Raw genomic sequence first — 13,036 nt, forward strand, 5'->3', positions numbered from 1 at the left:
AGTTGGCTGCGCGTTACCCGGCTCGTCCATTAACCTCATTCTGACGGGCCGCCGCTCCGCAGCATTCAAATCTGCTCCTGACAGATTTGTCACTCCCCCAGTCACTTACCTGAGTAAGCTCCTGGGGCTTCACTCAATTGCCGCCTACAAGCAACTCGAATTATTTTGGGTATGCACGTTTATCTGTGCTATCCGGCATTACAACAGAGTCTGGCCTATTCCACCGCAAACATCCTGTCGAGTTTGCTGTAACCCAGTCCATTGATTTTTTTAACTTTTATCTGCACCGGAATACGCTCTTTCATCGCTTCGACGTGGCTGATAACCCCAATGGTCTTGCCGGTAGCGTTAAGGGCATCCAGCGCGTCCAGGGCGGTATCAAGCGTCTCGCTGTCCAGCGTGCCAAAGCCTTCATCGAGGAACAGGGAATCAATTCGCGTCTTGTGGCTGACCAGATCGGACAGCGCCAGCGCCAGTGCCAGACTGACGAGGAAGCTTTCGCCGCCGGAAAGTGTCCGGGTATCGCGAACGGCATCGGCCTGCCAGGTATCAACCACTTCCAGCTCCAGCGCTTCGCTGGCTTTTCTCTGTAGCAGGTAGCGGCCATGCAGGCGGGTCAGTTGGTTATTGGCCAGCCAGACCAGATTATCCAGCGTCAGCCCCTGCGCAAATTTGCGGAACTTGTCACCTTCTTTAGAGCCGATAAGGGCGTTCAGATAACCCCAGTCTTCGACCTGCTGCGAGACCTTTTCAATCTCCTGCATCAGACTCTTTTGTTGCTGACGGTTTTCGGCATCTTGCTTGAGCTGCTGGCGAATTTCTCCCTGACGGGTGGCGTTATCCCGTAGCCTTTGAGCGAGCTGCGTCAGCGTATCGCGAAGATGTTCCTGACTAAGGGTGAGGTCCGCGCCGACGGGCGGTTGCTGTTGGTGCGTCGCCAGCGCCTGTGTCGATTGATTGACCAGTGTTTGAGCCTGCTGTAACTGGCTTTCCAGCGACTGCTTTAGCTGTTCGAGTCGGTTAAAGGTCTCTTCATCCAGCAGGGCGGCAAGAAAAGCGTCGCGATCGTCGAAGATGCTGGTTTGCAGTGCGGCATCAAATTGCGCCTGAATCTCAGCGACGCGTTGGAGGTCTTGTGCCTCCTGCTGTTGCAGTGTTTGCAACTGGCCCTGTAACGAAAGGCAATCATCGTGCACCTGTCGCCAGTTTTCCAGTGACAGGTTATCTTCGTTATCCTGAATGACTTCGGTCTCAGGTAGTGTTTCCAGCAGAGGAGTAAGTTGTGCAATCTGCGCTTGTAGCTCGGTCAGTTCACTCTGGCGGCTCTGCCATATTTGTGTTTCGCTTGCCCGCTCGCTGAGCCACGCAGCTTCTTCACCATTGGCAGGAAGAGACAGGCCATTCCGGGTTAGCTCAGCCTGCAACGTGCTCTGGCGTTGATCAATCTGTTGCTGCAGGTGAGAGATTTGTTCTGTATGCGCGGTGATTTGTGCCTGCAGGGCATGGCGCAGGCTCAACTGGTGAAGTTGTTGCTCGTGCTCTTCTTCGGCGGCGAGCCAACTGGAGATATCGTCCTGCGGTTGGAGGGTAATGTTCAGACCGGCGGTCACTGTTTGCCACTCTTGAGTAAGTGCTTGCTCCTCCTGAGAAAGCGTCTGCGCTTCGTGTTCATCACGCTGTAGCTGCTGAGTTATTGCGTCGAGCTGCCCACGTAGGGTAGAGCCTTCATCAGCCAGCGTTTTGACCTCTTTTTCTAACGCTTCACGCCGTGCCTGGTTGACGCTCAGCTCAAGCGTTTGATAAGTCGCGATCGCCGGATGCGTGGTGGAGCCGCAGAGTGGACACGGTTGGCCTGACTGCAGTAATGCCCGCTGACTTTCCAGATCTTTAATGCGGGCTTCCTGATCGCAAATCGTTTTTACATCAGCAAGTTGCTGATTCTTATCTTTATAGCGCTGGCGTTTATCCGCCAGAGCGGCGTTGCGCTGAAGCTGCTCCTGCTGTCGCTGTTGGATAGTCGTGCGCAGTTGCGTTAGCTGTTTTTGCCTGGGGGCAATTTGCCCATGAAGCGTGCTCAGACGCTGGCGTAACGGACGAAGCTGTGCATGTTGCGCCAGCGCCAGGGATACGTCTTCAGCCGAAAGTGACAGCGTCGGTTGCGCAAGAGCCTCCAGTTTACGCGTGTCGTTCTCCCGCAACTGTTGCCACTGGCGTAGCTGGTTTTTGGCGTCAGACTGCTGGGCAAAGAGTGCTTTCCACCCCGCCAGTTCGCTGTTCCATAAACGGAAACGGTCATGCTCGGCCAGCCAGTTCGTTAACGTCTGTTTTGCGGTTAACATTATGACGGATTGCCTTTGCGCATGCTGACGAATGCGACTGCGCAGCGCTAAGCTGTGGTGTAAGCGAGCATTCACTTCTTGAATATTCTGGCGTGTTTGGGTGAGTGTAGCCGTTTGTTCCTGAATTCGATCCCAGTACGGGCGTAATGCTCTGGCAGGTAGTGCCAGGCTGAGTGACGCCAGCTGCGGCTGCGCTTGTTCCTGCGCCTCTTGTGCGACCCGCAACGCATGCTGATGGCGGTTTATTTCCGTCTGTAGCTCATTTTGCCGAATTAACCAGTTGAGGTGCTGTTGCTGAGTTTGCTGACTGACAATATGCTGTTTTTCTTCGTCAGTAAGTACCTGCAAACTTTCTGTGAGCGATTGCACCTGTTCTGTTGCTAACAGCGAAACGCCGCTGGCCTGCGCCTGCAGTTTTTCCAGCTCTGTGCGGGCCGTTTTGTGTTTTTCAAATACCATCGCCGAGATTTGGCCGTAGATCTCTGTGCCGGTCAGCTCTTCCAGCAGTTCGGCACGTTCTTTCGGTTTGGCGTTAAGAAACGCGGCAAACTGCCCCTGTGAAAGCAGCATGGAGCGGGTAAATCGTCCGTAGTCCAGCCCGGTGAGCGTGGCGGTCATCTCCAGTTTGTCTTTGACTTTATCTGCAAGGATTTTCCCGTCGGCGCAACGGGCAAGCTCTACGCGTGGGACCTGCAGGTTACCTTCTGGCTGGTTACGGGCACGGTTCTGGCTCCAGAAGGCACGATAGGCTTCGCCTTTGACTTCGAATTCCACTTCCGCCAGACACTCTGCGGTGTCGCGGGTCATCAGATCGTTTTGTGACTGAGATACGTTACTCAGTCGCGGTGTTTCGTGGTACAGCGCGAGGCAAATAGCATCCAGCAGTGTGGTTTTTCCAGCCCCTGTCGGACCGGTGATAGCGAACAAGCCGTTGCTGGCGAACGGCTCTGCCGTGAAATCGACTTTCCATTCCCCTTTCAGGGAGTTCAGGTTTTTCAGGCGCAAGCTGAGAATTTTCATGCTTCATGCTCCCCGGCGAGTGTCTGTAATGTGGTACTGAACAGCTGATTCAGGCGTTCGCGCTGTGGTTCTTCCAGCTCTTCCAGCGCCAGGCGGCGGTCAAAGACCTCTGTCACGCTCAGTTCGCTCAGCGTTTCGCGTCGTTCATTCGCCATAATACGTTCACGCTGTTCCCGGCTGCGGCGTACCAGCAAGACTTCTACCGGTAAGTCTTCAGTTAAGGCCTGAATTTTACGCTGCATATCGTGCAGATAATCATCAGTGGTAATTTCGATATCTAACCAGACGGGCGGTTCCTGATCTGTGTCGCGCCACTGCTCAAGTTGAGCAGTAATAGACGCTAAATCGCCTTTCAGTACCGCAAGCGGCTGTGTAACCGGCACGGTGAGGTTTTCAACCGCGCGCAGCTTACCCTCTTCGAAACTCACCAGATGAACGCATTTATTTTTGCCGCACTCATCAAAACTCAGCGCAATCGGCGAGCCACAGTAGCGAATATGCTCTGTTCCGCCGATGACCTGCGCCCGGTGAATATGTCCCAGCGCGATGTAATCCGCTGGCGGGAAATTTTGTGCCGGAAATGCATCCAGCGTGCCAATGTAGATGTCACGAACGGCGTCACTTTTACTGGCACCGACGGTAGTCAGATGCCCTGTCGCAATAATGGGCAGGTTCTGGTCGCCGCGTAGCTTACAGGCGTCCTCATATTGCTGTTGATAATAGTCGGTGATGGCTCCCAGCAGATGCTGCTGCTTTTCTCCGCCTGTGAGTCCTGCCTGGCTGGTGATGATGTCGCGTGGACGTAAAAAAGGGATCGGGCATAATATCGCACCCGGCGTGCCGTCGCGGCGCTGGAGTATCTGTGGCGCATGACCTGCGCTGGCGACCACCGTGGTGTTCAGAAACGCCAGAATATCGCGGGATTCATTGAGCGTGGCGACAGAGTCGTGGTTTCCTGCCAACACCACCAAATGACAACCTGTTTGTTGCAGATTTACAACAAAGCGATTGTATAGCTCACGGGCGTAGCTTGGGGGAGAGCCGGTATCAAAAATATCGCCAGCCACAATAATCGCATCCACCTGATGGGATTGTGCCGTATCCAGAAGCCAGTCGAGAAAGGCCTGATGCTCAGCGGCGCGGCTCTTGCTGTAGAAGTTTTGGCCCAGATGCCAGTCAGACGTGTGAAGGATGCGCATAAGTGTTCCATGGCAAAAAACGTGAACAGGATTATAACCTTTGCAGGACGGTAATATCTTGCCTCCGGGCTGTCATAATTCAACAACCTTCGTTAAACCTGGACTATCTTTTCATAAATCTGTCATAAATCTGACGCATAATGACACCGTATTGATGATAAACGAGTTAATTAAAAAACAGGGCAAATCATGGCGAGACGTATTCTGGTCGTAGAAGATGAAGCTCCAATTCGTGAAATGGTCTGCTTCGTGCTCGAGCAAAACGGTTTTCATCCCGTAGAAGCCGAAGACTATGACAGTGCTGTGAACCAACTTAATGAACCCTGGCCGGATCTCATCCTGCTGGACTGGATGCTTCCGGGCGGGTCGGGTCTGCAGTTCATTAAACATCTCAAGCGAGAAGCGATGACGCGGGACATTCCTGTGATGATGCTGACGGCAAGAGGGGAAGAGGAGGACCGCGTGCGTGGTCTGGAAACCGGTGCAGATGACTATATCACTAAGCCGTTTTCTCCCAAGGAACTGGTAGCGCGTATTAAAGCCGTTTTGCGTCGTATTTCGCCAATGGCGGTTGAAGAGGTCATTGAGATGCAGGGCCTGAGCCTGGATCCAACCTCGCATCGTGTGATGACCGGCGAGGATCCGCTTGATATGGGACCCACCGAATTCAAGTTATTGCATTTCTTTATGACCCACCCTGAGCGCGTCTACAGTCGCGAGCAATTACTCAATCATGTCTGGGGCACCAATGTTTACGTGGAAGACCGGACAGTAGATGTGCATATCCGCCGGTTGCGCAAGGCGCTGGAGCACAGCGGACACGATCGCATGGTGCAGACGGTGCGTGGGACGGGATATCGTTTTTCGACCCGCTTCTGACTGGTAAGAATACAAGCCTAATGGACCTGGCTGTAAATGGAGTATGACGTTTGCTTGAACGATTGTCATGGAGAAGGCTGGTACTGGAGCTGATACTTTGCTGCATACCGGCTTTTATCCTTAGTGCTTTTTTCGGTTATCTGCCCTGGTTTTTACTGGCGTCGGTAACAAGCCTGCTTGTCTGGCATTTCTGGAATTTATTACGTTTGTCCTGGTGGTTGTGGGTCGACAGGAGTATGACACCACCGCCGGGGCGAGGCAGTTGGGAACCGTTGCTGTACGGTTTGCATCAAATGCAGCTACGTAACAAGAAGCGCCGTCGTGAACTGGGTAATCTGATCAAACGCTTTCGTAGTGGGGCTGAATCACTCCCCGATGCGGTTGTACTGACTACCGAAGAGGGCGGTATTTTCTGGTGTAATGGCCTGGCGCAGCAGGTTCTGGGATTACGCTGGCCGGACGATAGCGGCCAAAATATTCTTAACCTGCTGCGTTACCCGGAATTCACGTTGTACCTGAAAACGCGCGACTTTAGTCGACCGATCAATTTGGTTCTCAATACCGGACGACATCTGGAAATTCGCGTGATGCCCTATACCGATAAGCAATTGCTGATGGTGGCGCGTGATGTCACCCAGATGCACCAACTGGAAGGTGCGCGGCGTAACTTTTTTGCCAACGCCAGCCATGAGCTGCGTACACCAATCACGGTGCTGCAAGGCTATCTGGAAATGATGCAGGAACATCCCCTGGAAGGTGCAACGCGAGAAAAAGCGCTGCACACCATGCGTGAGCAAACACAGCGTATGGAAGGGCTGGTTAAGCAACTGCTGACATTGTCGAGAATCGAGGCCGCACCAGCGCTGCTGTTGAATGAAAAAGTCGATGTGCCGGTGATACTGCGCGTGGTTGAACATGAGGCGCAAACGCTGAGCCAGAATAAACACACCTTTACCTTTGACGTTGATAGCCAGCTAAGTGTGTTGGGTAATGAGGAGCAACTGCGCAGTGCTATCTCGAATCTTATCTATAACGCGGTCAACCATACTCCTGCGGGAACGCACATCACCGTTCGCTGGCAGCATGTGACCCAAGGCGCTGAGTTCAGCGTCGAAGACAACGGCCCCGGCATTGCTTCTGAGCATATCCCGCGTCTGACTGAGCGATTTTATCGCGTAGATAAAGCGCGATCCCGGCAAACGGGCGGTAGTGGATTAGGGCTGGCGATCGTGAAGCATGCGTTAAATCATCATGACAGTCGGTTGATTATCGACAGTGCACCAGGAAAAGGAACGCGGTTTAGTTTCATACTCCCGGAACGTTTAATTGCCAAAAGTAACCGCTAACGCTTATTTGTAATGTTAACTTTCCAAAAGCCAGCGCAAGCTGGCTTTTTTCATCATCGTCAATAATGACATCCTGAATTTTACGACGTTTGATTGTTTTTTGTTCGCATTATTGCCCATGACTTTTTCACGGGAATGGTGTTTTGTGCTGGTTCAATTTTTCATATCACTATATTGTTCTGGTTTTTAGATCCCACCTTGCTTTAAAACGTTATAAGCGTTTAAATTGCGCACCAAGTGCTGTCATACCGACTGCATTTACGCGGTAAATCGAAAAACTATTCTTCGCTGCGTCTGGTTGGGAGGATATCCCGCTGGAATTGATTAAAAATGCCGCTGTATTGTCCCTCAGGGAACGGCAGAAAATTAAACGTTTTCAACACCACATCCACAGGCTGTAAGACTTTATGACCCATCAGTTAAAATCACGCGATATTATCGCCCTGGGATTTATGACATTTGCACTGTTCGTTGGTGCAGGTAACATCATTTTCCCCCCAATGGTTGGTTTGCAGGCCGGCGAACACGTCTGGACTGCGGCTTTTGGCTTTTTGATTACCGCCGTTGGTCTTCCGGTGCTTACCGTTGTAGCGCTGGCGAAAGTCGGTGGCGGTGTAGACAGCCTGAGCACCCCGATCGGCAAAGTAGCAGGTTTACTGCTGGCTACCGTTTGTTATCTGGCGGTAGGGCCGTTATTTGCTACTCCGCGTACCGCGACAGTCTCTTTTGAAGTGGGAATTGCTCCGCTGACTGGTGACTCGGCGCTGCCGTTGTTTATCTATAGCGTGGTTTATTTCGCGATTGTTATTCTGGTGTCGCTCTATCCGGGCAAACTGCTGGATACGGTGGGGAATTTCCTTGCGCCGCTGAAAATTATTGCGCTGGTTGTGCTTTCTGTTGCAGCGATTGTCTGGCCTGCGGGCCCGATCAGTAACGCCATGGAAGCCTATGAAACCGCAGCGTTTTCTAATGGCTTCGTGAACGGGTATCTGACAATGGATACGCTGGGTGCGATGGTCTTTGGTATTGTTATTGTTAACGCCGCTCGTTCGCGTGGCGTTACTGAAGCGCGTCTGCTGACCCGTTATACCGTCTGGGCGGGTCTGATGGCTGGTGTGGGCTTAACGCTGTTGTACCTCGCGTTGTTCCGCCTGGGTTCTGACAGTGCGACGCTGGTCGATCAGTCTGCTAATGGTGCTGCGATTCTGCATGCGTATGTTCAGCATACCTTCGGTGGCGCAGGTAGCTTCTTGCTGGCCGCACTGATTTTTATTGCTTGTCTGGTGACTGCAGTTGGCCTGACCTGTGCGTGCGCTGAGTTCTTTGCCCAGTATGTGCCGCTGTCTTATCGTACGCTGGTGTTTATCCTCGGCGGCTTCTCGATGGTGGTATCGAACCTGGGTCTGAGCCACCTGATTCAGATCTCCATTCCGGTGCTGACGGCTATCTATCCGCCATGCATCGCACTGGTTGTATTAAGCTTTACCCGCTCATGGTGGCATAATTCTTCCCGCGTCATTGCACCTGCGATGTTTATCAGCCTGATTTTTGGTATCCTTGATGGCATTAAAGCTTCTGCAATTGGCGACATCTTACCGGCCTGGACCCAGCGTTTACCGCTGGCGGAACAAGGTCTGGCGTGGTTGATGCCAACAGTCGTGATGGTGGTCCTGGCAGTAATCTGGGATCGCGCAGCGGGTCGACAAGTGACCTCCAGCGCACACTAAAATCACTGACAATAAGTTTTAACCACGGGGCTATTAATATGGCCCCGTGGTTTTTTTATTGTGTTAACAGGTTAGGAATCGATGGAAAGTAATAACAAGCTAAAGCGTGGGCTGAGCACCCGGCACATTCGCTTTATGGCATTAGGTTCAGCAATTGGTACCGGGCTGTTTTATGGTTCGGCCGATGCCATCAAAATGGCGGGGCCAAGCGTACTTTTGGCCTATCTTATCGGTGGCGTGGCGGCGTACATAATTATGCGTGCGCTGGGCGAAATGTCAGTTCATAACCCTGCAGCCAGCTCTTTTTCGCGCTATGCGCAGGAAAACCTCGGGCCTCTCGCGGGCTACATTACCGGTTGGACCTACTGTTTTGAAATCCTGATTGTCGCCATCGCCGATGTTACTGCCTTCGGTATTTATATGGGTGTCTGGTTCCCGGCCGTACCGCACTGGATTTGGGTCCTCAGCGTGGTATTGATTATCTGCGCCATTAACCTGATGAGCGTGAAGGTGTTTGGTGAACTGGAGTTCTGGTTCTCATTCTTTAAAGTCGCCACTATTATCATCATGATTGTTGCTGGTTTCGGCATCATCATCTGGGGCATTGGTAACGGTGGGCAACCGACCGGCATCCACAACCTGTGGAGTAACGGCGGCTTCTTCAGCAACGGCTGGCTCGGTATGGTGATGTCGCTGCAAATGGTAATGTTCGCCTATGGCGGGATTGAGATTATTGGCATTACCGCAGGTGAAGCAAAAGACCCGGAAAAATCTATCCCGCGTGCTATCAATTCTGTACCGATGCGTATCCTGGTGTTTTATGTGGGCACGCTGTTCGTCATTATGTCCATCTACCCGTGGAACCAGGTCGGTACAGATGGAAGCCCGTTTGTACTGACCTTCCAGCATATGGGGATTACTTTTGCCGCCGGTATCCTGAATTTTGTGGTGCTGACCGCTTCGTTGTCGGCGATCAACTCTGACGTCTTTGGCGTAGGCCGTATGCTGCACGGTATGGCGGAGCAGGGCAGCGCGCCGAAAATGTTTGCTAAAACCTCACGTCGCGGTGTGCCGTGGGTGACGGTGATGGTGATGACATTCGCACTGTTGTTTGCGGTTTATCTCAACTACATCATGCCGGAAAACGTCTTCCTGGTGATTGCCTCACTGGCAACGTTTGCCACGGTATGGGTGTGGATTATGATTCTGCTGTCGCAGATTGCCTTCCGCCGCCGTCTGCCGCCGGAAGAGGTTAAGGCGCTGAAATTCAAAGTGCCTGGCGGAGTGACGACGACCGTTGTTGGCCTGATTTTCCTGGTCTTTATTATCGCGCTCATCGGTTACCACCCGGATACTCGTATTTCGCTTTACGTTGGTTTCGCGTGGATTATCCTGTTGTTGGTTGGCTGGGTATTTAAGCGTCGTCGCGAGCGTCAACTGGCTGAAGCACAGTAATTTTTTTCCGGATGACCGCTATGTCTTATCTGGCCTACTCGAGAGTGTGTAGGCCAAAGATGCGTAGCGCCATCCGGCGAAATCTCCTCCCCCGAACTCCTCCCCCAATAAACGTTAAGATGATGAGTGATCCTGCACTTCGCTATGGCAAGGTGGCTTCATTTTCATCAAAGGGGATACGTGATGTTGAACGCCTGGCACCTTCCGGTTGCCCCATTTGTTAAACAAAACAAAGATCAACTGACGATTACGTTATGGCTGGCGGGAGATAATCCTCCCCAACGTATAACGCTACGCGCGGAAAATGATAACGAAGAGATTTCGCTGATTATGCGTAAGCAGCGCAGCCAGCCTCAGCCTGGCGTTACTGCGTGGCGAGCCGCAATCGATCTTTCCAGCGGTCAACCTCGTCGGCGTTATAGCTTTAAATTGTTGTGGCTTGATCGTCAGCTGTGGTTTACCCCGCAGGGATTCAGCCGTATTCCGCCAGCACGTCTGGAACAGTTCGCCGTGGATGTGCCGGATAACGGACCGCAATGGGTGGCCGATCAGATTTTCTATCAGATTTTCCCGGACCGTTTTGCACGTAGCCAGTCACGTGAAGCGTATCAGAACAACGTTTATTACCACCATGCAGCAGGACAGGATATTGTGCAGCGTGAGTGGGATGAGCCGCTGACTGCGCAGGCTGGCGGTTCCACGTTCTATGGCGGTGATCTGGACGGTATCAGTGAGAAACTGCCCTATCTGAAAACGTTGGGCGTAACCGCGCTATATCTGAACCCGGTGTTTACCGCACCAAGCGTACATAAGTACGATACTGAAGATTATCGTCATGTTGATCCACAGTTTGGTGGCGACAGGGCGTTACTGCGCCTGCGACACAATACACAGGCGCAGGGAATGCGGCTGGTTCTGGACGGCGTATTTAACCACAGCGGCGATTCGCACGCCTGGTTTGACCGGCATAGTCGGGGAACGGATGGCGCATGCCATAACCCACATTCCCCCTGGCGCGATTGGTACCATTTTTCAACGGAAGGCGTCGCGCTGGACTGGCTGGGGTATTCAAGCCTGCCCAAACTGGACTTTGCATCTGAAAGCCTGGTGAATGAAATCTATCGCGGCGAAGACAGCATTGTCCGTCACTGGTTAAAAGCACCATGGAATATGGATGGCTGGCGGCTTGATGTCGTACACATGTTGGGTGAAGCCGGTGGTGCGCGCAATAACCTCCAGCATGTTGCCGGGATCGCGCAGGCGGCGAAAGAAACTCAGCCAGAAGCATACATTGTTGGCGAACATTTCGGTGATGCGCGTCAGTGGTTGCAGGCTGATGCTGAAGATGCCGCGATGAACTATCGTGGCTTTACCTTTCCCATATGGGGATTTCTTGCCAATACCGATATCTCTTACGATCCGCAGTTTATTGATGCCCGAACCTGTATGGCGTGGATGGATAACTATCGTGCAGGTTTATCACATCAGCAGCAACTGCGCATGTTCAATCAGCTCGACAGCCACGACACGGCCCGTTTTAAATCGCTGCTAGGTAAAGATGTCGCGCGCCTGCCGCTGGCGGTAGTCTGGTTGTTTACCTGGCCGGGGGTTCCCTGTATCTACTACGGTGATGAAGTTGGGCTGGACGGTAATAACGATCCGTTTTGCCGCAAGCCGTTCCCATGGCAGAAGGACAAACAGGATTCTGACCTGCTGGCGCTGTATCAGCGGCTGGCTAAAATGCGTCATCAGAGTCAGGCGCTACGCCACGGCGGTTGTCAGGTGATTTACGCAGAGGATAACGTGGTGGTATTTGTGCGAGTACTAAACCGACAGCGCGTGCTGGTAGCAATCAATCGTGGCCAGGCCTGTGAAGTGGTGTTGCCAGCCACGCCATTGCTCAATGCCAGCCAATGGCTGCACAAAGAAGGCAAAGGCCAGCTCGCGGATGATATTCTGACGCTACCTGCGATTTCTGCCTCAATCTGGATGTGTCATTGATACAAACGCGCAATCTCCTCACTGGTCAGCAGCGTTTCCCGCCACCAGCGCTGCGCCAGTCCGTCATTGCTATTGCGCCACGCCATATAGGCGACGTCTTTTTGACGAAAAGACAACACGGGTTTTTCCACCAGCTCGCCTGTGGCTAACCATGGGCTTGCGATGTGGCGTGGGAGAAATCCGCAACCGGTTCCCGCCCGCAGTAACATCACTTTACTGTGGAAATCATCGACACGAATCTGCGCCTGTTCATCCATCAGGTTGCTTTGTAACGGATGACAATAGCGGGCGCTGTCGCTGATGACTATCGCCCGGTGCAGGCACAGTTGTTCATTGGTTAAACTATCCGATGCCGCTGCCAGTGGATGCCCGGGTGCGACAACAAACACATTATCCAGCGTGCCGAGCATTTTGTAAGACCAGGCCGCTGATGTTGGTGGCTCATTAATAGCGCCCAGAATAATATCCGCTCCGTTATGGGTGAGTTCTTCCCAGGAACCTGCCAGCGTGTGGTGAGTAAAGTTGAGGCGAGTTTGTTTATTGAGTGCGTAAAAAGCTTCGATAATCGGCACCAGTGCGGCGAAGGGGAAGGAGGCATCCAGCGCAATTGCCAGCTCTTTTTCCCAGCCAGCGCTCAGTTGTAACGCCTGTTTTTCGAGGTCTTTGGCAGCGCTGAGGAGCAAACGTCCTTTTTCCAGCATCATCAGGCCGGTATCGGTAAATTTTGCCCGATGCCCGGAACGGTCGAGCAATTCGATATTCAGATCGTTTTCCAGCTTCTGAATCATATAGCTGAGTGCGGCAGGGGTTTTAAACAGTGATTCGGCAGCGGCAGCAAATGAACCATGCCTGTCGAGTGCGTCGAGGATGAGCAGAACGTCCAGATTGATGCGCATAAGCTGAATATATCCTGAAAATTAAACACCTCATTTTTACAGAATAGAGAAAAACAATGCCAGTGAATAAATTAGATAAGACATTCGCATTTTTTTGATGATGATTGAGATATATCTCAAGACAAAATTATTATCATCACTCGATGATAAGTTTTCTTTAATAACTCGTTAGAA

The 13,036-nt window shown here is 52.3% G+C and carries 8 protein-coding genes; 5 read left to right on the top strand and 3 right to left on the bottom strand.

Going from position 1 to position 13,036, the window contains the following annotated elements; translation table 11 throughout:
• Positions 1-215 precede the first annotated feature (215 nt).
• The gene (gene sbcC, locus OH663_RS13065; protein ID WP_200012160.1) at positions 216-3,359 is read right to left on the bottom strand and encodes an exonuclease subunit SbcC; all 3,144 of its coding nucleotides are present in this window, start codon (positions 3,357-3,359) and stop codon (positions 216-218) included.
• On the bottom strand, positions 3,356-4,558 hold the full coding sequence (gene sbcD / locus OH663_RS13070) for an exonuclease subunit SbcD (protein ID WP_045440447.1): 1,203 nt from the start codon (positions 4,556-4,558) through the stop codon (positions 3,356-3,358). The genes sbcC and sbcD overlap by 4 nt, the downstream gene beginning before the upstream one ends.
• 189 nt (positions 4,559-4,747) lie before the next feature.
• Between sbcD and phoB the strand changes: the two genes are divergently transcribed.
• The 5 genes from phoB (at position 4,748) to malZ (ending at position 11,966) form a co-directional block, all read left to right on the top strand.
• Positions 4,748-5,437, top strand: a complete 690-nt coding sequence (gene phoB / locus OH663_RS13075; RefSeq protein ID WP_045440451.1) for a phosphate response regulator transcription factor PhoB — start codon at positions 4,748-4,750, stop codon at positions 5,435-5,437.
• Between the two features lie 50 nt (positions 5,438-5,487).
• The gene (gene phoR, locus OH663_RS13080) at positions 5,488-6,783 is read left to right on the top strand and encodes a phosphate regulon sensor histidine kinase PhoR (RefSeq protein ID WP_045440453.1); all 1,296 of its coding nucleotides are present in this window, start codon (positions 5,488-5,490) and stop codon (positions 6,781-6,783) included.
• A 407-nt stretch (positions 6,784-7,190) separates the two neighbouring features.
• Positions 7,191-8,510, top strand: a complete 1,320-nt coding sequence (gene brnQ / locus OH663_RS13085; RefSeq protein ID WP_045440455.1) for a branched-chain amino acid transporter carrier protein BrnQ — start codon at positions 7,191-7,193, stop codon at positions 8,508-8,510.
• An 81-nt stretch (positions 8,511-8,591) separates the two neighbouring features.
• Positions 8,592-9,965: a proline-specific permease ProY gene (gene proY / locus OH663_RS13090; RefSeq protein WP_045440458.1), complete on the top strand. Its 1,374-nt coding sequence runs from the start codon at positions 8,592-8,594 to the stop codon at positions 9,963-9,965.
• A 183-nt stretch (positions 9,966-10,148) separates the two neighbouring features.
• The gene (malZ, locus tag OH663_RS13095) at positions 10,149-11,966 is read left to right on the top strand and encodes a maltodextrin glucosidase (protein WP_200012176.1); all 1,818 of its coding nucleotides are present in this window, start codon (positions 10,149-10,151) and stop codon (positions 11,964-11,966) included.
• Here the strand turns inward: malZ and OH663_RS13100 are convergent.
• Entirely contained in the window at positions 11,960-12,862 is a 903-nt protein-coding gene (locus tag OH663_RS13100) for a LysR family transcriptional regulator (RefSeq protein ID WP_045440465.1), read from the bottom strand. The two genes, malZ and OH663_RS13100, sit on opposite strands and share 7 nt — an antisense overlap.
• Between the last annotated feature and the right edge of the window lie 174 nt (positions 12,863-13,036).

Source organism: Citrobacter sp. Marseille-Q5395 (genome assembly GCF_947057495.1).
In the GTDB taxonomy this organism is placed as follows: Bacteria; Pseudomonadota; Gammaproteobacteria; order Enterobacterales; family Enterobacteriaceae; genus Citrobacter; species Citrobacter murliniae.

Excerpts from the sequence above, each read along its gene's own strand:
- OH663_RS13100 (WP_045440465.1), bottom strand. The coding sequence starts at position 12,862 with ATGCGCATCAATCTGGACGTTCTGCTCATCCTCGACGCACTCGACAGG.
- sbcD (WP_045440447.1), bottom strand. The coding sequence starts at position 4,558 with ATGCGCATCCTTCACACGTCTGACTGGCATCTGGGCCAAAACTTCTAC.
- malZ (WP_200012176.1), top strand. The coding sequence starts at position 10,149 with ATGTTGAACGCCTGGCACCTTCCGGTTGCCCCATTTGTTAAACAAAAC.
- brnQ (WP_045440455.1), top strand. The coding sequence starts at position 7,191 with ATGACCCATCAGTTAAAATCACGCGATATTATCGCCCTGGGATTTATG.
- phoB (WP_045440451.1), top strand. The coding sequence starts at position 4,748 with ATGGCGAGACGTATTCTGGTCGTAGAAGATGAAGCTCCAATTCGTGAA.
- proY (WP_045440458.1), top strand. The coding sequence starts at position 8,592 with ATGGAAAGTAATAACAAGCTAAAGCGTGGGCTGAGCACCCGGCACATT.
- sbcC (WP_200012160.1), bottom strand. The coding sequence starts at position 3,359 with ATGAAAATTCTCAGCTTGCGCCTGAAAAACCTGAACTCCCTGAAAGGG.